Annotated in this window: 21 protein-coding genes and 4 pseudogenes; 5 read left to right on the top strand and 20 right to left on the bottom strand. The window is 61.2% G+C overall.

Going from position 1 to position 25,547, the window contains the following annotated elements:
• Positions 1–184: 184 nt before the first annotated feature.
• From KSS93_RS18075 to KSS93_RS18060, 4 genes are all read left to right on the top strand, one after another.
• Positions 185–1,069 (top strand): EamA family transporter, encoded by an 885-nt coding sequence (locus KSS93_RS18075; protein WP_217885333.1) that lies wholly within the window; start codon positions 185–187, stop codon positions 1,067–1,069.
• A 65-nt stretch (positions 1,070–1,134) separates the two neighbouring features.
• Complete coding sequence (locus KSS93_RS18070) at positions 1,135–1,455, top strand: heavy metal-binding domain-containing protein (protein WP_217838826.1); 321 nt, start codon at positions 1,135–1,137, stop codon at positions 1,453–1,455.
• Positions 1,456–1,597: 142 nt separating this feature from the next.
• Positions 1,598–1,786: a hypothetical protein gene (locus tag KSS93_RS18065; protein ID WP_217838825.1), complete on the top strand. Its 189-nt coding sequence runs from the start codon at positions 1,598–1,600 to the stop codon at positions 1,784–1,786.
• A gap of 202 nt (positions 1,787–1,988) precedes the next feature.
• Positions 1,989–2,294, top strand: a complete 306-nt coding sequence (locus KSS93_RS18060; protein ID WP_217885332.1) for a hypothetical protein — start codon at positions 1,989–1,991, stop codon at positions 2,292–2,294.
• 192 nt (positions 2,295–2,486) lie between these two features.
• On the opposite strand, the gene KSS93_RS18055 is transcribed toward KSS93_RS18060, so the two are convergent.
• The 13 genes and pseudogenes from KSS93_RS18055 to KSS93_RS18000 form a co-directional block, all read right to left on the bottom strand.
• Complete coding sequence (locus KSS93_RS18055) at positions 2,487–2,921, bottom strand: group II truncated hemoglobin (RefSeq protein WP_217885331.1); 435 nt, start codon at positions 2,919–2,921, stop codon at positions 2,487–2,489.
• A 238-nt stretch (positions 2,922–3,159) separates the two neighbouring features.
• Positions 3,160–3,492, bottom strand: a complete 333-nt coding sequence (locus KSS93_RS18050) for a hypothetical protein (RefSeq protein ID WP_217885330.1) — start codon at positions 3,490–3,492, stop codon at positions 3,160–3,162.
• Between the two features lie 307 nt (positions 3,493–3,799).
• Complete coding sequence (locus tag KSS93_RS18045; RefSeq protein WP_217885329.1) at positions 3,800–4,423, bottom strand: glutathione S-transferase family protein; 624 nt, start codon at positions 4,421–4,423, stop codon at positions 3,800–3,802.
• Positions 4,424–4,425: 2 nt separating this feature from the next.
• Positions 4,426–5,565, bottom strand: coding sequence for a class C beta-lactamase (gene ampC, locus KSS93_RS18040; protein WP_217885328.1), 1,140 nt, complete (start codon positions 5,563–5,565; stop codon positions 4,426–4,428).
• A 60-nt stretch (positions 5,566–5,625) separates the two neighbouring features.
• A complete protein-coding gene (locus KSS93_RS18035) occupies positions 5,626–6,297 on the bottom strand; it encodes a class I SAM-dependent methyltransferase (RefSeq protein WP_225917383.1) in 672 nt (223 codons plus the stop codon).
• A gap of 275 nt (positions 6,298–6,572) precedes the next feature.
• The gene (locus KSS93_RS18030) at positions 6,573–6,983 is read right to left on the bottom strand and encodes a hypothetical protein (protein ID WP_217885326.1); all 411 of its coding nucleotides are present in this window, start codon (positions 6,981–6,983) and stop codon (positions 6,573–6,575) included.
• A gap of 40 nt (positions 6,984–7,023) precedes the next feature.
• Positions 7,024–7,521: pseudogene (locus tag KSS93_RS18025) on the bottom strand (RHS repeat domain-containing protein); the annotation flags it as partial.
• 189 nt (positions 7,522–7,710) lie between these two features.
• On the bottom strand, positions 7,711–8,061 hold the full coding sequence (locus KSS93_RS18020) for a hypothetical protein (RefSeq protein WP_217885325.1): 351 nt from the start codon (positions 8,059–8,061) through the stop codon (positions 7,711–7,713).
• Positions 8,062–8,146: 85 nt separating this feature from the next.
• Positions 8,147–8,278 carry a hypothetical protein gene (locus KSS93_RS26660; protein WP_263975030.1) on the bottom strand — a complete coding sequence of 44 codons (132 nt, stop codon included), beginning with the start codon at positions 8,276–8,278 and terminating at the stop codon, positions 8,147–8,149.
• A gap of 151 nt (positions 8,279–8,429) precedes the next feature.
• Positions 8,430–8,762, bottom strand: a complete 333-nt coding sequence (locus KSS93_RS18015; RefSeq protein ID WP_217885324.1) for a DUF7668 domain-containing protein — start codon at positions 8,760–8,762, stop codon at positions 8,430–8,432.
• A pseudogene (locus tag KSS93_RS27090) lies at positions 8,759–9,748 on the bottom strand (RHS repeat domain-containing protein); the annotation flags it as partial. The gene KSS93_RS18015 and the pseudogene KSS93_RS27090, both read right to left, overlap by 4 nt.
• Before the next feature lie 49 nt (positions 9,749–9,797).
• The gene (locus KSS93_RS18005; RefSeq protein ID WP_217885323.1) at positions 9,798–10,172 is read right to left on the bottom strand and encodes a UCP019853 family protein; all 375 of its coding nucleotides are present in this window, start codon (positions 10,170–10,172) and stop codon (positions 9,798–9,800) included.
• Positions 10,165–13,692 (bottom strand): annotated as a pseudogene (locus KSS93_RS18000) (RHS repeat-associated core domain-containing protein); the annotation flags it as partial. The pseudogene KSS93_RS18000 and the gene KSS93_RS18005, both read right to left, overlap by 8 nt.
• Here KSS93_RS18000 and KSS93_RS17995 point away from each other — a divergent pair.
• Entirely contained in the window at positions 13,601–13,786 is a 186-nt protein-coding gene (locus KSS93_RS17995; RefSeq protein WP_217885321.1) for a hypothetical protein, read from the top strand. The pseudogene KSS93_RS18000 and the gene KSS93_RS17995 overlap by 92 nt on opposite strands.
• Before the next feature lie 61 nt (positions 13,787–13,847).
• On the opposite strand, the gene KSS93_RS17990 is transcribed toward KSS93_RS17995, so the two are convergent.
• The 7 genes and pseudogenes from KSS93_RS17990 to KSS93_RS17960 form a co-directional block, all read right to left on the bottom strand.
• Positions 13,848–14,282 (bottom strand): SMI1/KNR4 family protein, encoded by a 435-nt coding sequence (locus tag KSS93_RS17990; protein WP_217885320.1) that lies wholly within the window; start codon positions 14,280–14,282, stop codon positions 13,848–13,850.
• Between the two features lie 408 nt (positions 14,283–14,690).
• Positions 14,691–15,939 (bottom strand): annotated as a pseudogene (locus KSS93_RS17985) (RHS repeat domain-containing protein); the annotation flags it as partial.
• Positions 15,940–16,120: 181 nt separating this feature from the next.
• The gene (locus KSS93_RS17980; protein WP_217885319.1) at positions 16,121–16,543 is read right to left on the bottom strand and encodes a HEAT repeat domain-containing protein; all 423 of its coding nucleotides are present in this window, start codon (positions 16,541–16,543) and stop codon (positions 16,121–16,123) included.
• A 15-nt stretch (positions 16,544–16,558) separates the two neighbouring features.
• Positions 16,559–21,445, bottom strand: coding sequence for an RHS repeat-associated core domain-containing protein (locus tag KSS93_RS17975; RefSeq protein WP_217885318.1), 4,887 nt, complete (start codon positions 21,443–21,445; stop codon positions 16,559–16,561).
• Positions 21,442–22,185 (bottom strand): DUF4123 domain-containing protein, encoded by a 744-nt coding sequence (locus KSS93_RS17970; protein WP_217885317.1) that lies wholly within the window; start codon positions 22,183–22,185, stop codon positions 21,442–21,444. Before KSS93_RS17970 ends, KSS93_RS17975 begins: the two co-directional genes overlap by 4 nt.
• On the bottom strand, positions 22,175–24,217 hold the full coding sequence (locus KSS93_RS17965; RefSeq protein WP_217885316.1) for a type VI secretion system Vgr family protein: 2,043 nt from the start codon (positions 24,215–24,217) through the stop codon (positions 22,175–22,177). The genes KSS93_RS17970 and KSS93_RS17965 overlap by 11 nt, the downstream gene beginning before the upstream one ends.
• Positions 24,218–24,364: 147 nt before the next feature.
• Positions 24,365–24,883 carry an Hcp family type VI secretion system effector gene (locus KSS93_RS17960; RefSeq protein ID WP_217838813.1) on the bottom strand — a complete coding sequence of 173 codons (519 nt, stop codon included), beginning with the start codon at positions 24,881–24,883 and terminating at the stop codon, positions 24,365–24,367.
• Positions 24,884–25,547: the final 664 nt, after the last annotated feature.

Below are 25,547 nucleotides of genomic sequence, written 5' to 3'. Positions count from 1 at the left end.
ATATGAGCATGTCTATACAAGTAAGGTCAAGTGAAGGATTTCACTCCGGTGGGCCACCCACTTGGGCCATCACAGCGCACTGTTACGCAAGGGCTTTGCATAACTGTGCTGGTCCGTCGGCCGGGAATAACCTTATGCTGTAACCAAATATGACTAGAACAAGCCTGAAGAAGGAATGCGTGCCATGCCACTCAAGGACCTGCTGATCGCCCTGGTGGTGATCATCGCCTGGGGCGTCAATTTCGTGGTGATCAAGGTCGGCCTCGATGGCCTGCCGCCGATGTTGCTCGGCGCGCTGCGCTTTGCCCTGGTGGCGTTCCCGGCGGTGCTGCTGGTCAAGCGCCCGAAGCTGCCGTGGCGCTGGCTGATCGCCTATGGCGCGACCATTTCCCTGGGCCAGTTCGCCTTCCTGTTCCAGGCCATGTACAGCGGCATGCCGCCGGGGCTGGCCTCGCTGGTGCTGCAGTCGCAGGCGTTTTTCACCCTGGGCTTCGCTGCATTGTTCCTCGGTGAGCGCCTGCGCCTGGCCGGGGTGATCGGCTTGCTGGTGGCTGCCAGCGGGCTGGCGGTGATCGGCAGCGAGAACAGCAGCCACGTGCCGGTAATCGCATTGCTGCTGACCCTGTGCGGCGGCGCCATGTGGGGCATGGGCAACATCATCACCCGGCGCTTCGGCAAGGTCGACCTGGTGGCCCTGGTGATCTGGGGCGGGTTGATCCCGCCGCTGCCGTTTCTGGCCTTGTCGTGGTGGCTGGAGGGGCCGGAGCGCATCAGCCATGCGTTGCTCAACATCAGCTGGAGCTCGGTGCTGGCGCTGATCTACCTGGCTTTTATCGCCACCATGCTTGGCTACAGCCTGTGGAGCACACTGCTGTCGCGCCACCCGGCGGGCAAGGTGGCGCCGTTCTCGCTGCTGGTGCCGGTGATTGGCCTGAGCTCCTCGGCGCTGCTGCTGGGCGAGCGCCTGAGTGCCGCCCAGGGCTGGGGCGCGCTGCTGGTGATGCTGGGCCTGTTGATCAATGTATTCGGCCCGCGCCTGGGCCAACGCCTGCGCGCCGCCAGCGTGTAGGAGCCTGTCTGGAGGCTCTGTTAGACTCGGCGTTTTTTCAACGCCAGCCGCACGGAGCCTCACCCATGATCATCTCCACCACCAGCCAGCTCGAAGGCCGCCCTGTTGCCGAATACCTCGGCGTGGTCAGCGCCGAATCGGTGCAGGGGATCAACTTCGTGCGCGATTTCTTCGCACGTTTTCGCGACTTCTTCGGCGGCCGCTCGCAAACCCTGGAGAGCGCGCTGAAGCTGGCCCGCGAGCAGGCCACCGAAGAATTGCAGGCACGGGCACGGCTGTTGCACGCCGATGCAGTGCTGGGGGTGGACTTCGAAATCAGCATGCCGTCGGTGCAGGGCGGCATGGTCGTGGTGTTCGCCACTGGTACTGCGGTGCGCTTGAAGTAAGGCCAAGTGCCACTGGTCGGGCAAGGCGGTTTTGTCCGGCCGGTCTGCAAATGACCGGCTAGTCTCACTTCATCCGGGCCGCAGCTTACACAGGCGGGCGCATTGCCTGCCGGCACGGTCACCATTGGAGGGAGACAAGGGCATGAGCGAATCCTACTTCGAAGATTTGAACGATTCATTTCCGATCAACAGCCAGGTGCGCTGTGGCCAGGCGGCGTTTCGCCTGGGCTTTGCCCACATGACCCTGGATGATTCGGAGCAGCTGCAACCTGCGCACCTGCAGCGCAGCAAGAAGGGCCGCTTTACCCCGCGTGTTCCGTCGAAGAAGTAACCCTCTTTAGACCGCATCAGGGCTAACGCCGGCAAGCCGGCTCCTACAGGGGGCTTGGCTGCCGGGGTTGGCCAGCCGCCTAACGGTCATCTTTTCCTTCACTTTGTTGATCCCGCGCAGAGAATCGGCAGGTCGCCCTCGCCGTTGGCGCGGGTGTGTGTTTTTCTTGCGCGGCATTCGAATACAGGGAGTACCGCCGCCGATGCGAATCAGGGAAGCAACCTACTGGCAATGGGCCGATGCGCAACTGCACAGCCGCAGCCACGATGAAGAACTCAGCGACGGCACCAGCCTGGATGTGCAGGTGCGCTTGTCGCGGCTGGGGGCGACCCAGCTGTTTCTAGGGCTCTATGCACGTAATGGCGAGGCGTTGCTGGAGGAGTACTACCCGGCGCGGCCGGGCGAAACCATGACCCGCGCGCTGGTGTGGGGCGTGGACCGGGCGCGGGCGTTGGCGACCGGGGCCTTGCCGATGCCGGTGCAGTTGCCGCGCAGGCTTCAGGCCTGAGTGTGGCCCCTGTAGGAGCGGGTTTACCCGCGAATCAGACGACACGGTAGATGGCACCGGCTCTGCCGGTGTTCGCGGCTGAAGCCGCTCCTACAGGGATCGCGTAGCATTCAAGCCTGCGCTGTACCTGTAGGAGCCGGCTTGCCGGCGATGAGGCCGGTACAGGCAGCACAAGACAGATGCTCCCACGCACTACAGGCCAGCACCGCCCTGGCCATGCCGGTTGCCACTGGCCTGCACAATCCGCTGCGCCGGCACCCGCAACTGGCGCAGCAAGTACTTGGCAAAATCCGCCGGCCACGGCTGCAGGGCGATGGCCCGCGCCATGCAGTCCAGCCAGATGGCGCTGTGCGCCTCGCCGATCGGCCACTGTGCATGGAACGACGGGATGGCGATCGAGCCATAACGCTCGCTGTACAGGCGTGGCCCGCCCAGCCAGCCACTGAGAAAGCACGCAAGCTTGTCCCGCGAGCCTGCCAGGTCCGCCGGGTGCATCTGCCGCACGCTGGCGGCCTCGGGGCGTTCATCCATCAGGCGGTAGAAGTCGTCGACCAGCCGGCGCAGGCCGTCGATACCGCCCGCGGCCTGGTATGAGGCATCGTCGGTGCCGTAGGTGGGGGCGTTCATTCGAGGCTCCGAGGGTAGGGGGGCACATTCTAGGGTTTGTACGAAAAGTCGCCGAGCGGCGATCAGGCAAGGCGAAAACAGGCGAGGAAGCGGAGTTTACGGGTTGTAAATGAGCATTCCGAGCCTGTTTTCAACGCAGCATGATCGTCGCGCAGGCATTTTTCGTACAAAGCCTAGCAGGCATGAAAAAGCCCGGCCTTTTGGGCCGGGCTCAAGCTGTGGTGGTTGATACGCCGTGTCAGTTCAGCGTGTCGATCACCTTGACTGCCTGGCGCTCACGGGCGTCGGGCCATTCTTGTTGCAGGGTCTCGAGCACCTGGCCGACGAAGGTGGTGTCGGCCGCGGCCTTCTTGCCGACGTAGCCCTGGCCACGGCGGTAGACCTTGAAGCGGGCGCGCATGCTGGGCATGTGCGATTCGAATTCATCTTCGACCGTGTTCGGCGGCAGGCGGTCCAGGCGGACCTCGCCGGTTTGGCTGACCCACAGCAGGTGGTCGTCCAGGCTGTCCTTGCGCGCGGCGAACAGCTGGGCCAATTGGTCGATGGTTGGATTGTTGTTCAAGTTCATCATAAAGCCCCCATTACTCTCATTTGTTGGTGAAGTTCGTTGTGAATTTCACATTCGGCACTACTCATGTAGCGCGCTAACCAAGGCTGCTACAGCAGCATCGCAACAGGGGCTTTCTCACGCTGCCTTCTGGGCAGTTTCCCTCTCCACGAACGGCCTGCGTTACCGCGCAGGCCGTCTGGAACACCCTTGCCACCGCTCCCGATCAGGGAGACGGCCTCATCATGCACAAGGGCCGAGAGGGGCGTCAACAGTTTTGTAGTGTTTATTTTTTGTCACTACATCTTGTCGGACAATCCTTCAGCAGCTATCAGACCAGGCCGTTATCACCGTGCTCCAGGTAGCCCGGGCGCAGGCGCAGGCGCGCATGGTAGGCCTCCAGCGCCGGTAGCTGCGGGCGCTGCTGCAGGGTGCGCCGCCAGCGGTTCAGCGAAAGGCCGATGACCACATCGGCCAGGCTGAAGTCGTTGCCGGCGACATAAGCGCCGGTGGCTTCCAGGCGCCGCTCCAGCAGCTCCATGCGTTTGTTCCAGGTTTCGCAGCCGGCGGCCAGCAGCGCCGGGTCCTGGTGCGCTGGCGACTGGCGCACCAGCGACATGAACGGGTAGCGCCAGGCATCGTTGAGGTCGGTGGCCTGCCAGTCCAGCCACTGGTCCACGGCGGCGCGGGCCCGCGGGGCGGCGGGGTACAGGTGGGCGCCACCATGCTGGTTGGCCAGGTAGCGGATGATGGTGTTGGACTCCCACAGCACGAAATCGCCGTCGACGATCACCGGCACCATGGCGTTGGGGTTCAGGGCCAAAAAGTCGGGCGCATCGGTGGGCTGGAAACCGCTGCCCCAGTCTTCGCGCTCATAGGCCAGGTTCAGTTCGCTGCAGGCCCACAACACCTTGCGCACGTTGATCGACGCGGCCTTGCCAAGGATTCTCAACATCTTCATTGCTCCATGCTGGTCAGAATACGGTGTGCGGCGCGCACCCGGGCTTCGTTGGGGTAGTTGCGGTTGGCCAGCAGCACAATGCCCATCTGCTGCGACGGCACGAAGGCGATGTAGGCGCCGAAGCCGCTGGTGGCGCCAGTCTTGTTGTACCAGGCGGCCGGGGCGGCCGGCAGCGCCGGGCTGAGGGCGTGGGTGGCCTGGGGTTTGCGGATCATCTGCGCGCTGTTGCCGGCCAGCAGGGTGTCGAGGCTGGCCGGCCACGGGTAGCGCTCCCAACCCAGGCCCTGGAGCATGGCGCCAACCTGGAAGTAGCCGCCCTGGGTAATGCCGATGGCCTGGCGCAGCGGCCGGTCCAGCCCGGCAGGCTGCAATTGCAGCTGCACGTAGCGCAGCAGGTCGCTGGCGCTGGTCTTGATGCCGTAGGCCTGGTCGGCGTAGGGGCCGGGGCTTACCCGCACCGGCTTGTTGTCGGCATCAAAACCCTGGGCGTACAGCCCGCGCTCGCTGGCCGGCACCTCAAGCCAGGTGTGTTGCAGGCCCAGGCGCGGCAGCAGCACGCTGTTCATCACCTCGGCGAAGGGCTTTTGCTGCGCCCGCGCGGCCAGGTCGCCAAACAGGCCAAGGCTGGGGTTGGAGTAGCAACGCTGGGTGCCGTGCTCGCTGCGCCGTTGCCATTGCTGGAAGAACGCCAGGGTTTGCTCGGGGGTTTGAACAGCGTCGGGAAATTGCAGCGGCAGGCAGTCGCCACTGTAGGCGCCAAGCTCCAGCACAGTGGCACTGCCGATCGGCGTGCCGGCCAGGGCTGGCTGGTACTGGCTGGCCGGGGCGTTGAGGTCGAGCTTGCCTTCGGCGCTGGCCAGGGCGGCCAGGGTGGCGGTGAAGGTTTTGCTCACCGAGCCGATCTCGAACAGCGTGTCGCGGGTCACCGCCTGCTTGTCGCGCTTGCTGGCCCAGCCATAGCTGAAGTAATGCGCCTGGCCGTTGGCGTACACCGCCACCGCCATGCCGGCGATGCCGTGTTCGCGCATCAGGGGTTCGATGGTGTGGTCAACGGTGGTTTGCAGGTCGGCGGCCAGCAGCGGCGGGGCGATCAGTGCCAGGGCCGCAGTCAGCAGCATGGCAGTGGGGCGGGGCATTGGGGTGGTCCTTGCAGGCGGCGGTAGTCAGCTGCCGACGATAGCGCCTGGCAGTGGTGGCTAACAAGGCCGCGCCAGCAATAGCAGCGATTGCGGCAGCGGGCTTTGCGGGTGTTGCGGCTCGCGCAGCTCAAACAGGTTGAAACCTGCCAGGGCCAGCGCGTTCAGCCAGCTGCTCAAGGTGCGGTAGTACCAGGGCATCGGTTGCCAGTCGCCGGCAAAGCCTGCAAACGACTCTTCGCGCCAGCCGTCCTGGTAGTCGCCGGCCGCCGCGGCCCAGGGGTGCAAGGTCTGGATCACCAGCGCACCATCGGGCGCGAGCAACCCATGCATGGCCTGCAGCAGCGGGATGATGTCCTGGTGCAGCAAGGCGAAGTTGGCGCATACCGCGTCAAAGCCATGGCCAATATCCAGCAGCCCCTCGGCCAGTTGCTCGTAGCTGGCCTGGTGCACCGCTGGCGAACCTGCGGCCTGCGCCGCCGCTACCAATTGCGCATCGCCGTCCACGCCCACCGCCGCAACCCCGCGCTCAGCCAGCGCGCGCAACAGCCAGCCTTCGCCGCAGCCCAGGTCGAGCACGCGCTGCGGTTGCAGGCCGAGCACGGCCAGCAGCATGGCCTGGTCGGTGACCTGGTGGCGCGAGGCGATGGCGCCTGAGCGCACCGCGTCGATCCAGGCCTGGGCGTTCAAGTGCCAGCTGTGCAGCAGGGGGGGGCTAGTGGGCATGGGCAGGCTCCGCTGGGGTGGGTGAGGCAAGGATAGGCCGGGCAGGGTGACTCGAGAACTCGCACGCACCTTGTGCATGGCTTGGCCTCGAGCCGTAAGCGCATCATGGGTTGGAGTCGGGCAGGCGGCCTGTCGGGGCCCACGGGTAGCGGGTGAGGGCGCCAGTCACGTCCTGGCGGGTGATCTGCCGGCCGTGAGTCCCTCAACATGCGGTCTTCGCGTATCTGCAGAGGGCGACCGTCGCGGTTGTACAAGCCTATTGCCGCAAGCACGACTTTTGTTTAATCAGGGTTGACGCTTTTAGATCGGTTTCGGATCGAGTCAATCCAGCTTTTATAAAAATTCAATTGCTGCTCGTAATTGTCGGCGATGTCCGCGTCGTCATAGTCGAAAATATCGACTTTGTCTTTATCTAGGGCTGGGCATCCTAGTGTCATCTCATAAGCGGTCATGCCAGACATCTGCGAGCTCATTCTTGAAGGGAATACATTTGTTTTGGCCCCCTTGCATAGAAATTTCACATCGGGATATTCTTTTCTCATTTTGACGAAGCAGTCGAATATGTTGTCGCCCAACACTGTTTTTTCTTGGTTTCTAATGGTGGTTGTGATTTTTGATGGTGACATCTTCAAGCGTAGGCTTATATCGGTGCGTTCACCGTCTATTAAAATTTTTATGGTTACAGGCTTCATTTTAAGTCTCCATTTGGGTTAGGTGTTGTTTTGAACCATGCTGCGCCGTCTGCGCCAGCAGGTTGCCGGCGGGGTCATGCTGGAAGTTCTCGCCGATATCGCCCCGTACCGCGACCAACCGGTCCAGCGGGTCGTAGCGGTATTCGCGCAGCCCCTTGCGGCTGTCGTCGATGCTGGCCAGGTTGCCGTTAGCGTCGTACCCGTAGCCGCGGGTCAGCAGCCACTTCTTGTCCTGGCGCTGGGTAACGCGGTGCTGCACCAGGCGGCCTTGCTCGTCGTACTGGTACTGGCTGACCAGTTGCCCTTGCTGGCGGGCCAGCTCGCGCCCGGCCTGGAACTGGTGACGGGTCAACGGCTGGCCGTTGAGGTCGATGCTGTCCAGATCACCGCCGGGCTTGTAGTGATAGTCCAGGCGGTTGCCATCAGGCAGGCGGGCGTGGCTTAGCTGGCCGAGGGCGTCGTAGCGGTAGCGCAGGGTGGCGCGGCCCTGGTGCTCGGTGACCAGGCGGTCGTTGAGGTCGTACTCGTAGGCCTGCGGCCGTTGCCGACCAGGCGGCCGAGACTGTCGCTCAGCTTGCTGCTGTTAGGTCAGTCTGACTGATTTCCACCGGCAGTACTGTGGAGGGTACTGCAAGTGTAGTGCGCGCTTTTTTAAAGAGATTGGACTTTGCGAGAGTTGTCGTGTTGACGTAACTATTACGCTGAAGTCGCTTCGTATGCGGAGAGCCTATCTGTATCTCCCTTTTGCTTCGTCGAGCATGTTGAGTAATAAGGTTTTTGATATTTCTAGGTTGCCAGGGTTGTTAAAATCTACATCGCTCCAATTGGCGTCGTCGTCAATTTCAACAATGCAAAGCTCTATATTTTCCTTTGTAAAGAAATCAATGATCTTCCTGATTTTCTTATCTTTTTCTACGTGATCATTCATGAACAGTTGACATGTAAAGAAGACGCTGGCCTTTCCTGATTCAAGCATCCTTGATGCGCTGGCTAGAGCGCACCCCAGCGTTTTATGAAGAAATTTTGTTGCCGCCAAATTTCTCGTGGGCGAAGCGGCTGATATGCTGATTTTTGGCATTTAGAACTCCTCTGGTGTTGCTGGGTTTAGTGGAGAGCCTTTCGTGTCATTTCGGAAATTTCCTCCGTGCCAGCGATGAAGGTGCTCATAGCGAGTGGCTGGATAAATATTGAGTCAGCTGGCCATTGAGGTCGTAGACATACGCGGTGCGCTTGCCGTCGAAGCCGGTTTCCTGGCTGATCAGGTCGTTGGGGTTAATGCGCCGGTTAGCCGCCATCTAGTGTGGTTAATTTATGTATGCATTTGAAAGATTTTGGCCAATGAGTTTGGGGGATTAACGAACTATCCGGGCGGGAAGGTAGGTGTGAGTGCAAACTCAAGTGACGGGGTGGCCGACTTGACTGGATAATCAGATTTAATAACGAGACTCAAGGAACCCTGAGGTCGCTAATGGAAATTTCCTTGGAGTTGTTATTCAGCTCTATCGTGACCACAAGGTCACTTCTGCCTTCTTCTAGAGTCCACAGCGGTATCTCGATTTGATACCCTGTTCCATCTTCGAAGTCGTAGCATTCAGCGTAGTCAAAAAAATTCTCCGGAGGAGCAATGAATGTGTTGCCATACTCAAGCATAACGCGCTCAAGGTCGATTGTTGTGGTTCGGCTTTGCCAGTTTCGTTGAGTTATGGTTGGGACGTCTAAGGTGGATATGGCTGTCACAAGATCTTTTATATCAGCAATAATTTCTTTCGAGATCGTCATTTTTTCCTGTTTCCCGGTATGCGAGTTTTGGTATTTGGCTCTACGCCAATTTTTTCGAAGTGAGCATCGGTGTCTTTTATAAGACCTCTTGCATCGTCTCTTGAAATGCCTGCTTTTCGGAGCGCTTTGTAAGCGGTTCTTCGTTCAATCATATATGTGCCGCCTCCTTTTTGTCGTTGAACTTGGGTGGCTATGTAATGCGGTGTTCCAATTTTTGTAGATGGTCCAGGTAGCTGCACTGATAGTGCTACATTTCGATCATAGCCTGGTAGATCTTTTACGGCGGCATCTTGAATGATATGGTGAGGGCCTTTTGCTCCGGCTCGTACTAATTCTCGATAACCACCACTGACAACGGGTAAACTATTTTCGGCTTTTGCTTCAGTTGCTGCTTCTACTTTATCTGCATCAGGGCAGTTGTAGCCAATAGATGTCAACCCCAACGGATCCACCCACCCCGTAGGGTTAGGCACATACCGATAGCTGTTCAACCCACCCGCCAGCTTGATCGGGTCCGCCGTCAGATACCGCCCGGTGCAGGGATTGTAGTAGCGATGGCGGTTGTAATGCAGCCCCGTTTCCGCATCGAAGTGCTGCCCCTGGAACCGCAGCGGGTTGTCGATCTGTTCGATATCGAGCTTGGCGACGTTGCCATACGCCTTATAGCGCGCCGACCAGCAGATCCCGCCTTGCGCGGAGGTTAGCTCCTGCGGTGTGCCCAAATGGTCGAGCTGGAAGTAGTAGGGACGGGCGTTTTCCGGCCCGTCACTGTCCACCATAACCAACGGCCTGAACGATCCCGGCTCATACACATAGCTGCGGCACCGCACCGGCGACCATTCGCCGATAAACCGTTCCCCTTGCCAGAAGAACTCGGTCAGCGCCCCAGCCACATCCTTCTCGATCCGCCGCCCGAACGCGTCGTACCGATACTTGGCCTCCTGCCCATTGGGCAGCAGCGCTTCGCTCAAGCGATGCTGGCAGTCTATATCATCGATTTCGAATTTCGGGTCTGAACTTCTTAGTCAGTGAAGCTTAGTCGAAGTCTACTTGAAGGCGATCGGCGTATATGATTACGAATTTGTCGTTGAGTTCGGGGTAGTCATAGTGAATGCCTTCGTCGTCAAGTGTCGTTATTGATCTGAGGGTGTTTGAGTTCAAGTATCCTGCTATCTCGACGCTGAATCCGTTGTTTATGTTTCTTATAAAAGGATCCCGTTTAGGGCTTTCTACTACCTTGTAATCGTCCTCTAGATACATTGTAAGCTCGACGAGGTGTTGTTCTCCTTCGTTTATGACGTTGGGGCAGTGACTGATGAAGCATCTGATGGGGAAGCCTCCAATTTCAAGGGTGGCTTCGTTTTCATCATCGGGGCTAAGTTTCAGAATTTTGATGGGGGTCTTATTCATTTTGCATAGGCCTGATTGTTTTGTCAGATGCTGGGTTTCCTTGCAGCTTCCAAGCATCTTTACCGCTTTTGGTATGCAAGGTTGCGATTTCGTTTTTTTCATTAATCCCGACAAAGGCAAATTTTGCTTGCCCCTTTTTGTTGGTTTTCATGAATTTTATGTATCCTATTCGCATTTTTCCTTTGTAGGGATATTCAATTTGGTAGCCCGTATCCACAACGAACCTTGCCGTATCTAAGTACTCTTCTTTATTTTGGGCGTTGAACTCGTGGCCGTGCTTTTCGTAGTGCTGTTCGAGCTTTTCATCTGTGGCAAAGTCTCTCGGTGCTGGTGGAGGCGGTGAACCATGATCGGTAGAGGCTTCACCAGAGCTATCAGTATTCGGTTTACCGCCGCAGCCAGGAGGACAGTTTTCGCTGAGTCCTAAAGGGTCTACCCAACCGATAGGGTTAGTTACATACCGATAGCTGTTCAGCCCCCCCGCCAGCTTGATCGGGTCCGCCGTCAGGTACCGCCCGGTGTTCGGATTGTAGTAGCGATGCCGGTTGTAATGCAGCCCCGTTTCCGCATCGAAATACTGGCCCTGGAAGCGCAGTGGGTTGTCGATCTCTTCGATATCGAGCTTGGTGACGTTGCCATACGCCTTGTACCGCGCCGACCAGCAGATCCCGCCTTGCGCCGAAGTCAGCTCCTGCGGCGTACCCAGGTGATCCAGCTGGTAGTAGTAGGGGCGGGCATTCTCCGGCCCGTCGCCATCCACCATCACCAATGGCCGGAAGCTCCCCGGCTCATACACGTAGCTGCGACTGCGCCCCGGCGACCATTCGCCGATCAACCGTTCCCCTTGCCAGAAGAACTCGGTCAGCGCCCCGGCCACATCCTTCTCGATACGCCGCCCGAACGCGTCATACCGGTACTTGGCCGTTTGTCCGTTAGGCAGCAAAACCTCACTCAACCGATGCTGGCAGTCATACCGGTACTCGGTCACCAACTTCTGCCCAGCCCCGCGTCGCTCGCGCACCAGGTTGCCGAACACGTCGTAGTCGAAATGCGCATCGCCCTGCATCAGCAGGCGGTTGCCCTGCACGTTGACCAGCTTTGGATCGAGCTGCGCGGTCTGGGCCAGCAGGTTGCCGGCGGGGTCGTGCTGGAAGCTCTCGCCGATATCGCCACGCACCGCCACCAAGCGGTCGAGCGGGTCGTAGCGGTACTCGCGCAGGCCCTTGCGGCTGTCGTCGATGCTGGCCAGGTTGCCGTTGGCGTCGTACCCGTAGCCGCGGGTCAGCAGCCACTTCTTGTCCTGGCGCTGGGTTACGCGGTGCTGCACCAGTCGGCCTTGCTCGTCGTACTGGTACTGGCTGACCAGTTGCCCTTGCTGGCGGGCCAGCTCGCGCCCGGCCTGGAACTGGTGACGGGTCAGCGGCTGGCCGTTGAGGTCGATGCTGCTCAGGTCGCCGCCGGGCTTGTAGTGGTAGTCCAGGCGGTTGCCGTCGGGCAGGCGGGCGTGGCTGAGTTGGCCGAGGGCGTTGTAGCGGTAGCGCAGGGTGGCACGGCCCTGGTGCTCGGTGACCAGGCGGTCGTTGAGGTCGTACTCGTAAGCCAGCGGCCAGTGGCCGTCGTCGACGCTGACCAGGCGGCCGAGGCTGTCGTGGGTGTAGTGCACCGCATTGCCGTCGGGCAGGGTCTTGACCAGCAGGCGGCCGGCGCTGTCGCGCTGGTACTCGGTCTTGAGCGGGGTGTCGTCCTCGCCGAACTCGGTCTTCTCGATCAGCTGGCCGTTGAGGTCGTAGACATACGCGGTGCGCTTGCCGTCGAAGCCGGTTTCCTGGCTGATCAGGCCGTTGGGGTGGTAGTCGAGGCGGTACTGCTCGCCGCGCTCGTTGTCGATCTGGGTCAGCAGCAGGCGGGTGTTGTCGTAGCGGTAGTTGAGCTCGCTGCCGTCGGGGTTGATGCGCCGGCTGACCAGGTGCAGGTGCTCGGCGTACTCGTAGCGGGTGATGCGGCCGAGTTCGTCGCGCTCCTCGGTGACCTTGCCGTAGGCGTTGTAGCGGTAGGCGCGGGTGCCGCCGCCGGGCAGGGTGATCTGCGCCAGGCGGCCTGTTGCGGTCCACTGGTAGTGGGTGAGGGCGCCGGTTTCGTCCTGGCGGGTGATCTGCCGGCCGAGGGCGTCGTAGCGGTAGCGGCGCTGGCCGCCGTCGGGCAGTTGTTCGTCGATCAGCTGGCCGAGGCTGTTCCAGCCCAGGCGGTGCAGGCTGCCGTCGGGGTGGTGGATCTCCAGCAGGCGGCCATGCTCGTCGTAGCGGTAGTCGGTGCGTACGCCGCTGGGGTCGGTTTGCGCAGTGATGTCGCCCTGGGCGTTGCGGCGGTATTCCCAGCGTGCCTTGCCGCGCTCCACGCTGCTGACGTGGCCGTGGTAGTCATACTCGTAGAATACCGGCGCGTCTTCGGCGGGGATGACTGCGCGCAGGCGGCCGTCTTCGTACTGGTACTCGGTAACGGCGCCAAGCGGGTCCTTTTCGGCGATCAGCCGGCCTTGTTCGTCGTAGGCCTTTTCGTGGGTGGCGCCGTCGGGGTCGACCTGCTTGACCAGCCGTGCGTTCTCGTCGTGAACGTAGACTTCTTCACTGCCGTCGGCGTTGCGCACGGTGACGCTGCCGTCGTCGCCCCAGCTGTAGGTGGTGTCCATCTGGGCGAAGTTGGCCCAGTGGCGCACGCAACGCGCCGACTTGCCGGCGCCTTCCCACTCCCAGAAGAACTGCGCGCCGCCGGCCAACTGGCGGCTCTGGATCACGTGTTCGCTGTCGTAGCGGTAGTGCTCGCTTTCGCCGGCGGCGTTGCTGGCCTCGATCAGCCGGTTGTGGCTGTCGTAGCGGTAGCTGGCGACGGTTTGCTCGGTGTGCCAGGTGTTCTGGTTGGGCGCGTCGAGCACGCGGGTCTGGTAGTCGACGGCAACGATTACCGTGCGGTCGTAACGCAGCTGCAGGGCACGGCCGGCGCCGTTGTGCAGGCGGGCGATGCGGCCAAGCACGTCGCGTTGCACGTGCAGGCGGTTGTCGTAGCGGTCGCTGATGGCAAACAGCGCGGCCACCCGGCCGTCATGACGGAAGTGGTAGAAGCGCGGCTGGTTGCCGGCCTGGGTCAGGATCAGCTCGTTGGCGCCTTCGCCCAGGTAGATGGCGGCCTTGGACAGGCTGTTGCTGATGGCCGGGCGCTGCACCGACGGCAGCGGGAACTCGGTGCGGCGGTTTTCGTGGTCCAGCCAGATCACCGCGTCGTCTTCGATGGTCACGCGCTGGGCCAGGGCGTGGCTCCAGCCGGGGCCCAGGCCGCACTCGTGCTCCACGGCCGAGGTGCGGTACAGGCGGGTCCATTCGAAGGGCAGCAGGCCGTCGAGCTCGGTGTCGGTCAGGGTCAGCAGCTCTTCGCCAGTGACCATCGATACCGGGCAGCCGTTGACGCAGGTGGCGCTGCAGGCGTCGGTGGGTTTGTCGTCGGGGTTTTTCGCCTGCTTGGGGGCGTTGGGTTTCGGCCTCTTTAATATCTGGGTGGACGGCGATCTTGTACGGATAGTTCTGCACTGTGCTCCGGTTTCTTCCTTCCTGCTTGAACGTTGATCTCGCCGTGCTCAGAAATTTCCTGTTCTCCGCTGCTACTCATTATGAAGAAGGTGGATGATTATTCACTGCTGAGCGCTTTGTCAGCTAAAAAGCAGTAGAAGTTCAAATATTCTGTGCCGTTCCATTGTCCAGATTCATGGTCCCAAAAAAATATCGAGCTGCTACATTTTTTGTCGGATACAGGGAATCCGTAATAATCGCCTGAACCATTTTCTGAGAAGAGAATGTATGTGTCGAACGTATTGTCGGTGTTTATTTTTTCTAAGGGGAAGTCGCTGTTAGGGTTTGGTGAGTAGACTATGCTGAAAGCGAAATATCCTCCGCCGTAGGTTTTTACGAACTGTTTGTACTCGTCCGGCAGCTGAATGCCAAGGTTGCTTTCTACCCGAATTACTTCCTCGTCGTTAGAAGGGGCATCGCGCTCCAGTTGGAACCATATAGGATTTTTTTGAATTTTTTCGTTGGCAAGTTTTGAGAATTCTTCAAAATTCATTTGTTAAACCTTAATTGTTGTATATCCAATTTGGGAGGATTTGGTCTGCGCCCTGTTCTCTTGCGCGATACCACCAGTGTAGTTTTCGATCTTGATCTCTCATTTGAGCGGTAACGCCTTGGTTGTACTTGTTTTGATGAAGTGCTTTGTTTCCTCGGTGCTCCTCAGGAAGAATTTCATGAATTGCTGAGCCAGGCATTTGATCAGCATGGTGGAGGTCCGGACTGCCCAAACCTCTCGGTGAATATCCTAGTAATGCCTGTTTCATATCATTAATGGACCATTCACCTTGAATCCTTACCGGCGGATCATTGGGGCCATAACCTGTGGAGCTTGGGGGTGTTGGCTCTCCCGTGCTAGCGGTATCACTATTGGTTACATTTTTTTTGCTGTCGGGGTCGTCACATGAAACTACTTCAAGCCCCAACGGATCCACCCATCCCGTAGGGTTAGGCACATACCGATAGCTGTTCACCCCCCCCGCCAGCTTGATCGGGTCCGCCGTCAGATACCGCCCGGTGCCGGGATTGTAGTAGCGATGCCGGTTGTAATGCAGCCCCGTTTCCGCATCGAAGTACTGCCCCTGGAACCGCAACGGGTTGTCGATCTCTTCGATATCGAGCCGGGCGACGTTGCCATACGCCTTATAGCGCGCCGACCAGCAGATCCCGCCTTGCGCGGAGGTTAGCTCCTGCGGTGTGCCCAAATGGTCGAGCTGGAAGTAGTAGGGACGGGCATTCTCTGGCCCGTCACCATCCACCATCACCAACGGCCGGAAGCTCCCCGGCTCATACACGTAGCTGCGGCTGCACCCCGGCGACCATTCGCCGATCAACCGTTCCCCTTGCCAGAAGAACTCGGTCAGCGCCCCGGCCACATCCTTCTCGATACGCCGCCCAAACGCGTCGTACCGGTACTTGGCCGTTTGCCCGTTGGGTAGCAAAACCTCGCTCAACCGGTGCTGGCAGTCATACCGATACTCGGTCACCAGCTTCTGCCCGGCCCCGCGTCGCTCACGCACCAGGTTGCCGAACACGTCGTAGTCGAAATGCGCATCGCCCTGCATCAGCAGGCGGTTGCCCTGCACGTTGACCAGCTTTGGATCGAGCTGCGCCGTCTGCGCGAGCAGGTTGCCGGCGGGGTCGTGCTGGAAGCTCTCGCCGATATCGCCACGCACCGCCACCAAGCGGTCGAGCGGATCGTAGCGGTACTCGCGCAGGCCCTTGCGGCTGTCGTCGATGCTGGCCAGGTTGCCGTTGGCGTCGTACCCGTAACCGCGGGTCAGCAGCCACTTCTTGTCCTGGCGCTGGGTTACGCGGTGCAGCACCAGTCGGCCTTGCTCGTCGTACTGATACTGGCTGACCAGTTGCCCCTGCTGCCGCGCCAGCTCGCGTCCGGCCTGGAACTGGTGACGGGTCAACGGCTGGCCGTTGAGGTCGATGCTGTCCAGATCACCGCCGGGCTTGTAGTGATAGTCCAGGCGGTTGCCATCAGGCAGGCGGGCGTGGCTTAGCTGGCCGAGGGCGTCGTAGCGGTAGCGCAGGGTGGCACGGCCCTGGTGCTCGGTGACCAGGCGGTCGTTGAGGTCGTACTCGTAGGCCAGCGGCCAGTGGCCGTCGTCGACGCTGACCAGGCGGCCGAGGCTGTCGTGGCAGTAGCCGGTGCGCGTGCTGTTGAGGGCTGTCTACGCAGTGATGTCGCCCTTGGAGTTGAAAGGTAGTTCCACGCGCCTTGTCGCGCTCACGGCGCTGGTGTGGTCGTGGGGCTCCTCGTCTGAAGTTCCATAGGGCCACCTTCGCGGAAATTCCATCGTATTTGGTAGCGGTTGAGTCTCGTTCCTAACCTTTACTCAAATTGGATTTTTTGAGTAGATTTATTATTTCTGGGTATAGGTGGTGATCTTCGTGTGGTATGCGGAAAAGTATGCTTTCAATGGTTGGTGAGTATTCTCTTTCTATTGGTGCCTCGAGCCAGTCAAGTTCGCTGGCGGCCATTATTTGAGTGTCGAAATTATTTGATGAGAGCTGGTTTTTTAGTATCGGTATCCCTTGAGGAATTCTCGAGTCTCCTAGTGCGGCTACACAGCGTTGGATCCAGTAATCTGGTTTGGTTTTTATATGTTGCTCTAGCCATTCCCATTCGGCGCTGGAGAATTTTGGAAGAATTCCTTTGGCGACCTGCTCTGAATAGTATTCATTCCATCCAGAGCATTCGGTCTCACCAATCCAGCGAAGAAACTCTTTGATGATCTTTTCGTCCATTAAGCTTTGCTCCTATTAATCTGCTTTCATTGGCTTGTCACCCGACGGGAAAGAAGAAGTGACGGTTCCATTTTCTTTCACAACTTGCCACTGAACGCCGTCTACTGTTTTCGTATGCAAAGTTGTCACGGAGTCAGGTGTCTCTCTCATCACTACGCCAGGTTCTGCGGACACTTCATCTGTCACACGTAAGATCTTTGCGTCGCTCCATGACTCTGGAGCGAGCGTGTGTATGTTGGGGGATTTTTGTGCGGACCAGTCATAGGTGCCATCCTTGCGCGTCAACATAATCTTGACATTCTGTACCTGTATTGTGCCGTCAGGGTTAACTTTGACTACATCCATTTGGTGCTCTGGAGATGTCAATACCTTTGCGGAGTGTCCTCCAACCGGTTTATTCGAGCTAGGATTTCTCGCGCCATATAGTATTTTTTTCTGTAGAGCTTCTGGAAGACTACCTGTGTATACCTTATCGGTTTCGGGTGGGCTTGCCTCGTTTTTTTCAACTTTAGCATTTGAGTCGGGTGATTCCGCACCAGTGTTCGAACAATCCGTACCTGGGCAGCTACCACTTAGCCCCAACGGATCCACCCACCCCGTAGGGTTAGGCACATACCGATAGCTGTTCAACCCCCCCGCCAGCTTGATCGGGTCCGCCGTCAGGTACCGCCCGGTGCCGGGATTGTAGTAGCGATGCCGGTTGTAATGCAGCCCCGTTTCCGCATCGAAGTACTGCCCTTGGAACCGCAGCGGGTTGTCGATCTCTTCGATATCGAGCTTGGCGACGTTTCCGTAGGCTTTATACCGCGCCGACCAGCAGATCCCGCCTTGCGCCGAAGTCAGCTCCTGCGGCGTACCCAGGTGATCGAGCTGGTAGTAGTAGGGGCGGGCGTTCTCCGGCCCGTCGCCATCCACCATCACCAACGGCCGGAAGCTCCCCGGCTCATACACGTAGCTGCGGCTGCGCCCCGGCGACCATTCGCCGATCAACCGTTCCCCTTGCCAGAAGAACTCGGTCAGCGCCCCGGCCACATCCTTCTCGATACGCCGCCCAAACGCGTCGTACCGGTACTTGGCCGTTTGCCCGTTGGGTAGCAAAACCTCGCTCAACCGGTGCTGGCAGTCATACCGATACTCGGTCACCAACTTCTGCCCGGCCCCGCGTCGCTCGCGCACCAGATTGCCGAACACGTCGTAGTCGAAATGCGCATCGCCCTGCATCAGCAGGCGGTTGCCCTGCACGTTGACCAATTTCGGATCGAGCTGCGCGGTCTGGGCGAGCAGGTTGCCGGCGGGGTCATGCTGGAAGCTCTCGCCGATATCGCCACGCACCGCCACCAAGCGGTCGAGCGGGTCGTAGCGGTACTCGCGCAGGCCCTTGCGGCTGTCGTCGATGCTGGCCAGGTTGCCGTTGGCGTCGTACCCGTATCCGCGGGTCAGCAGCCACTTCTTGTCCTGGCGCTGGGTTACGCGGTGCAGCACCAGTCGGCCTTGCTCGTCGTACTGATACTGGCTGACCAGTTGCCCCTGCTGCCGCGCCAGCTCGCGCCCGGCCTGGAACTGGTGACGGGTCAGCGGCTGGCCGTTCAGGTCGATGCTGCCCAGGTTGCCGCCGGGCAGGTAGTGGTAGTCCAGGCGGTTGCCGTCGGGCAGGCGGGCGTGGCTGAGCTGGCCGAGGGCGTCGTAGCGGTAGCGCAGGGTGGCGCGGCCTTGGTGCTCGGTGACCAGGCGGTCGTTGAGGTCGTACTCGTAGGCCAGCGGCCAGTGGCCGTCGTCGACGCTGACCAGGCGGCCGAGGCTGTCGTGGCTGTAGTGCACGGTGTTGCCGTCGGGCAGGGTCTTGACCAGCAGGCGGCCGGCGCTGTCGCGTTGGTATTCGGTCTTGAGCGGGGTGTCGTCCTCGCCGAACTCGGTCTTTTCGATCAGCTGGCCGTTGAGGTCGTAGACATACGCGGTGCGCTTGCCGTCGAAGCCGGTTTCCTGGCTGATCAGGCCGTTGGGGTGGTAGTCGAGGCGATACTGCTCGCCGCGCTCGTTGTCGATCTGGGTCAGCAGCAGGCGGGTGTTGTCGTAGCGGTAGTTGAGCTCGCTGCCGTCGGGGTTGATGCGCCGGCTGACCAGGTGCAGGTGCTCGGCGTACTCGTAGCGGGTGATGCGGCCGAGTTCGTCGCGCTCCTCGGTGACCTTGCCGTAGGCGTTGTAGCGGTAGGCGCGGGTGCCGCCGCCGGGCAGGGTGATCTGCGCCAGGCGGCCTGTTGCGGTCCACTGGTAGTGGGTGAGGGCGCCGGTTTCGTCCTGGCGGGTGATCTGCCGGCCGAGGGCGTCGTAGCGGTAGCGGCGCTGGCCGCCGTCGGGCAGTTGTTCGTCGATCAGCTGGCCGAGGCTGTTCCAGCCCAGGCGGTGCAGGCTGCCGTCGGGGTGGTGGATCTCCAGCAGGCGGCCATGCTCGTCGTAGCGGTAGTCGGTGCGTACGCCGCTGGGGTCGGTTTGCGCAGTGATGTCGCCCTGGGCGTTGCGGCGGTATTCCCAGCGTGCCTTGCCGCGCTCCACGGCGCTGACGTGGCCGTGGTAGTCGTACTCGTAAAGCACCGGCTCGTCTTCAGGCGGTATCACCGCACTGAGGCGGCCGTCTTCGTACTGGTACTCGGTAACGGCGCCCAGCGGGTCCTTTTCGGCGATCAGCCGGCCTTGTTCGTCGTAGGCCTTCTCGTGGGTGGCGCCGTCGGGGTCGACCTGTTTGACCAGCCGTGCGTTCTCGTCGTGAACGTAGACTTCTTCACTGCCGTCGGCGTTGCGCATGGTGACGCTGCCGTCGTCGCTCCAGTCGAACCAGGTTTCCATCTGAGCGAAGTTAGCCCAGTGGTGGATGCAGCGGGCTGACTTGCCGGTGCCTTCCCATTCCCAGAAGAACTGCGCGCCACCGGCCAGCTGGCGGCTCTGGATCACGTGTTCGCTGTCGTAGCGGTAGTGCTCGCTTTCGCCGGCGGCGTTGCTGGCTTCGATCAGCCGGTTGTGGGCGTCGTAGCGGTAAGTGGCGACGGTTTGCTCGGTGTGCCAGGTGTTCTGGTTGGGCGCATCGAGCACGCGGGTCTGGTAGTCGACGGCAACGATTACCGTGCGGTCGTAGCGCAGTTGCAGGGCGCGGCCGGCGCCGTTGTGCAGGCGGGCGATGCGGCCGAGCACATCGCGTTGCACGTGCAGGCGGTTGTCGTAGCGATCGCTGATGGCAAACAGCGCGGCCACCCGGCCGTCATGGCGGAAGTGGTAGAAGCGCGGCTGGTTGCCGGCCTGGGTCAGGATCAGCTCGTTGGCGCCTTCGCCCAGGTAGATGGCGGCCTTGGACAGGCTGTTGCTGATGGCCGGGCGCTGCACCGAGGGCAGCGGGAACTCGGTGCGGCGGTTTTCGTGGTCCAGCCAGATCACCGCGTCGCCTTCGATGGTCACGCGCTGGGCCAGGGCGTGGCTCCAGCCGGGGCCCAGGCCGCACTCGTGCTCCACGGCCGAGGTGCGGTACAGGCGGGTCCATTCGAAGGGCAGCAGGCCGTCGAGTTCGGTGTCGGTGAGGGTCAGAAGCTCTTCGCCGGTGACCATCGATACCGGGCACTTCTTTTTTACGGTTTCTGATTCGGACGCTGCCGGCTTGTCGTCCGGTGTTGTTGACTGCTTGGGGGCGTCCGGTGTTTTTTCGCCCTGGGTAACGGTCACTTTCTTGTCCGGCCCGCGGGTCAGCACGATGGTGTCCGGCTTGTTAAGGTCGATGTGCTGTAAAGGGCTGTCGATCTGCACGTCGGCCTTCTTCGAGCTGTTGACCATCACCTGCCCATGGGCTGCCAGCGGCTTGACCTTGTTGGCATGCTCAGCCAGCTGGGTCTCCAGATCGATCAGGTCCTGGAAGGCCTTGGTCACACGCCGGGCGGTCAGCTCGCTGCGCACTGCGCTGACCGTCTTGGTGCCGAGGCGCACGGCAATACCGACGCCGCCGGTCAGCACCATGCCGATGATCACGTCCAGTACGATCCGCATCATGGCCCCGCCCGCCAGTTCGGCGATCACGGGGGGCGGTTGCAGTTGCACCCAGGTGATCACCGCCATGGCATACAGGTACATCAGCGGCTCGTCGCTGAGCAGCATCAGGCCGTCGTGCAGCGCCTTCTTGGCCTTCTTCTTGAGCTCGTCGAAATCGGCCTTGCTGATGTAATCGACGATCTTGCCGGCGTACTCGCGGGCATTGAGCAGCATGTCGAAGACGCTCTTGATGTCGTCCCATAGCGACTTCAGCACCTCCCACGCGCCGCTGGCGAACGCCTCGCCGATCTCGAGCAGGCGGTCGGGGGTATCCTTCTGCACGTAGGCTTTCCACTGAGGTTCGATGCTGCTGGACCACTCCTGGGTCAGCCAGCCCTGCAGCTTGTCGAGCACCCCGCCGTAGGAGGCGTGCAGCGCGCGAATTTCGTTTTCGCCCACATCGGGGAAGAAGGTGATCTGGTACGGCTTGTTCGGTTCGCAGCCCGTCACTGTGCCCAAGCCGTTTTCATCCAGCGCACCGCGGATTGCCTCGCCCAGTTTGCCCTTGGCCAGCACTTCGCGAGCTTCGAAAGGGGTGTTGCCGATCGGCACGAAATTGACCGTCTCGAAGCTGTGCAGCAGGGTCATTACGCCGTTCTTCTGGCAGGTGGCGTAGCCCTGGACCTTTGTGTCGTCCTTGTCCTTGACCGTCAGCACCTCGTCGCCGACCTCGAACTTCTGCTGGGTGTCCAGCGCCCAGCCTAGGGTCCAGCTGTCGGCCCATTCCTGGTAGTCGGTCAGGCTGTTTTGCCTGAAGTCGGCGATGATGCGTGGGGCGTCCGGGGTCTCGGCCGAAATGGCCTCGGCCAGGAACTTGCCGATGATGTAGGAGATCAAGGTGCTACTTCCTGTATCAGGTGGTCGACGACGCGTTCACCGAGGCTGTCCATGGGCTCGGCGTGATAGCGGACGAATTGCGCAACTTTCAGGCGCAGGTTGGCCTCGGGCTGGGCGAAGTACAGGTCGGCGTGGTCTTCGCGCAGGGTTTGCAGCAGGTTGTCGATCAGGGTGGACGGGTCTTGCTGGGTCAGGTGATCGAGCAGCGCCTGGGGCACCTCCCACCACGGGTAGGGCTGCGGCCCCTGGTGGGGCAGGGCATGCCCGTCGCGGGGCTGGCCATTGACCCAGTAGCGGATGAACACCGGCAACAGTTCGCCGCTGCGCTCGCCCAGCCAGTCGAGAATCGGCAGCAGGTGCTGGCCGTCCCAGAAGCGGAAGAACACCCCGGTGCCATCGGGCATCAGCACCTGGGTGAGGCCGCGCAGGTGCTCGGCCACCTCGGCCGGTTGCGCCCGGGATACCGCCAGCCAGCCCCAGTCGCAGGCATCGGTGGCGGCGACCCAGTCGAGCATCGGGCTGTCTGCAGGCAGGCGGTCGAGATAGGGCATCAGCTCGCGCCAGCCGGCGTAGGGCGTGCCGCCCCACAGTGGAATCGGCGCCTCGGGGCTGGCCTTGCGGTAGTAGTTGGCCATGGGCTCGGCGTCACTGGCGCTGCCCATCACCGCGTACAGGTATTCGCCTTCGGCCAGTGGCTGCTGTTGCAGCCAGTCCATAGGGCTCAGGGGCTCAGATGGCACAGGCGCCCCCCTTGCACTTCTCGCATTCTTCGCAGAACGGCGCGCTGCGCTTGAGGGTGTTGATCTGCGCCGGGGTCAGCACGGCGCCGGCCACGGCGTTCACTGCCTGGCGCAACAGCCCCGGCAGCAGCGCCGCCACCGCGGTACCCACGCCCGGTGCGCCGCCCTGGTTCAGCTTGATGGCGGCGCCGCTCATGGCCACGCCGCCGCCGTCGATCTGCACCCAGCTGCCGCCGGCCTTGAGCGTCAGCGCCGCGCCGGCCTCCATCACGATCTTCTGCCCGCTGCCCAGGTGAATCTCGGTGCCGGCCTCGATGAACTGGCCGGTGGCGATTTTCAGGTGCTGGCTGACGGCGATGCTCAGGTGGTCGTCGGCGCGGCATTCGGCCTTGCGGTCGAGGTCGACGGTGGTGTGTTCCTCGGCCTTGAATTCGGTGTGGCTGTCGGCCTCGACGGTGTCGTGGCGCTGGCGGCCCACGCGGATCTTCTGGTCATGCAGGATGCGCTGCTCCCAGTCGCGCTGGGCGTTGATGAAAATCTGCTCCTGGCCTTTTTTGTCCTCGATGCGCAGCTCGTTGAAGCCCTTGCCGCCGGGGCTGCTGAGGGTCTTGAACACGCTGCGGGTCTTGTTTGCCGGCAGCGGGTAGGGCACCGCGTTCTCGCGGTGGTACAGGCAGCCGGTGACCAGCGGTTGGTCGGGGTCGCCCTCCAGAAAGCCCACCAGCACTTCCATGCCGATGCGCGGAATGGCCACGCCGCCGTAGCGCGCGCCGGCCCAGGCCGAAGACACCCGCAGCCAGCAGCTGGTCTGGTCGTCGCCGGCGCCTTCGCGGTCCCAGAAGAACTGCACCTTGACCCGGCCGTGGCTGTCGCAGTGGATCTCTTCGCCGGCAGGGCCGGTGACCAGGGCGCGCTGGCTGCCGCGGATGCGCTGCTTGTCGTGGCGCAGGGCAGGGCGGAAGGGTTGGTCCCAAGGGGTGGCGGTGAAGCTGTTGCGGTAGCCCTGATGGAAGTCGTCCTTGTGCGCGGTGGTGGCGCTGGGCAGGGCTTCTTCCAGCACCTGGGGCTGCTTGCCCTCGTGGCGGATGCTGGTCAGCAGCCACAGGTCGTTCCACTCGTCGCGGCCGTGGCCGGCCAGGGGCAGAAAGTGCCCGCTCACCAGCCGCGCCACGTCGCCGCGGCCTTCGGCCAGGCGATAGTCGGCGCGGTGGCGCTGTACCGCGCGGGTGGCCAGCAGCTTGCCGCGCTCGCGGTCGGTGAAGCGCCCGGGGTAGTCGTAGTCTTCAAGGTCCGGGGCGCGCTCGGTGCTGTGGTCGCTTTCCAGCAGCAGGCGCGGGTTCTTGAAGTCGTAGTCGCGGCGGGTGGCGCGGGTGGTGCGGGTTTCCACACGCACGGCCAGTTGCTTGATTACCGGGTCGTCGGCCACCTGGCCGCTGTCTTGCTGGTAGGTCACGGCGGCCAGCTTGGGGAACACGGTCTGGTCGTCGCCGAATACCAGGCGGTGGTCGCGGCTGCTGTGCTGGAAGTGGTAGCTCAGGCCCTCTTCCTCGCACAGGCGCTGGATGAAGTGCAGGTCGGACTCGTCGTACTGCACGCAGTAGTTGCGCGGCGGGTACTGGTAACCCAGGTGGAAGTGGTGGGCGTCGGCGAGGATGCCGTGGTCCTTGAGCACCTGGGTGATGATTTCGGGGACCGTGAGGTCCTGGAAGATGCGCTGGTTCACCCGGTGGGCCAGGCGCGCCAGGCGCGGGCGCAGGGTGATTTCGTAGCGGGTGAAGCGCTTGCCCGAATCGCCCTGGGCGATGCGGTCGATGATGCCGTGGATACCCTGGCCTTCGGGGGTGAAGCTGAAGAAGGCGGGCTTGTGCAGCAGCTCGGTAAGGTCGAGCGCGGGGTATTCGCTGATCAGCTGCAGGTCGAAGGCGTAGGGCTGGTTGAGCGCCTCGAAGCCGGTGAAGGCCAGTACCCGCAGGTCGCTGTTGGCGCCCTGGATGGCGAGGGTGAACGATGGCTGGTTGGCCGGCGTGAACATCCAGTGTCCTCCTGGTCAAGGTGGCGGTGGCGCGGGGGCGGGCATGCCTGCTGGCAAGGCCCTGGGCTCGGCGGGGCCGAGGTGCAGGTGGGTATTGCGCGGCAAGCGCCGACGGCCCCGAAGGGCCGCCGGCGGGGTCACGGGTGCTTAGGCCGAGACCGGGGCACGCCAGTCGTCGGAGCCGGAAGTGCCGGAGACTTCGTGGGTCCAGGTGATTTTGCGGTAGGTGAAGTAGACGTCTTCGAGGTGAGTGAAGTGCGCCATGTTCGGGTCCTGGCAGTTAGCCATGTTGGACTGCACGTCGACGATGATCGCGTCTTCGAGCTTGATGGTGTAGTAGTGCTCCTGGGTGCCGGAAGCCGAGGTGCGGAACCACTTCAGGGTGCACTCGGTCAGGCGCTCACCGCTGGTCAGGGCGGTGAAGATCAGCGGCGAGGACTTGTCGAACACCTTGGTGATTTTCAGCGGCTTGTGTACGCGCTGGCCGGTTGGCTGACCGGACTGCGGGTCACGCGGGATGATCACCTGGTGGTCGAAGGCTTGAACGAGAATTTCGTCCTCGTGGCCTTCCTGGAAGATGTTGCCGACCGAATCTTCGGTGAAGGTGCCGGCGGTGATCAGGCCTTGTTTGGTGCCCTGCAGGGTCAGGTACGCGGGTGTTGGCATTGCAGCTCTCCTTGCGGAATGGGTATCGGTTGGCCGGGAACTTCTGGCCCGGTTGCCCAAGTGCATTCCAATTTGCGTGCCAGAAAACCTCGCGCCCAGCAAATTCAAGGGGTTGCGGGCTTTTTGTTGTGCTGGAAGTTCACTGCTGCGGCAAAAACAGTATGAAGTTGCGCAACTTTTTGCGCAGTAGTGCGCAAAAAGTTGCGCACTTGTACTCCAGCCCTTGTCGGCTCTGCCCTTGAGCCTCATTTGCCGCACACTTTGGCCCGGCCGACTGCGCAACTTTTTGCGCAGTGCTGCTTTTTGCGCTTTTCCAGTCGCCTGCTGCCGCGAAGGCTTGCTCGGTTACTTTTAAAACTTTCAAAAGGGTGTTTTTTGTATCAGGGAAGTCTCCATTTGATGTAGGGGAAACCCCTACGGCCCGTAGGGCGCATGGAGAGGTGCTCGTGGGAAATTTCCGAAAGTCCAGCATCATTTGTGTGATGCATTTCTCGTTTCAACCTCTCTAAATCAGGCATTTTGCGGGGTATTTCGCTTTATTTTCGGCGCAATCCGCATCTGCCGAAAATCGCCTTACAAGGGCAAAATGTAAAAAAATCAGTGATATCAGTGTGCTTGCATCTGCTTAAAACGCCATTTAGGATCCAACCGCCTAACCCCCCGG

Origin of the sequence: Pseudomonas xanthosomatis, from assembly GCF_019139835.1 — a bacterium.
GTDB classification, from domain to species: Bacteria; Pseudomonadota; Gammaproteobacteria; order Pseudomonadales; family Pseudomonadaceae; genus Aquipseudomonas; species Aquipseudomonas fakonensis.
This window is presented reverse-complemented; position numbering and strand designations above follow the sequence as displayed.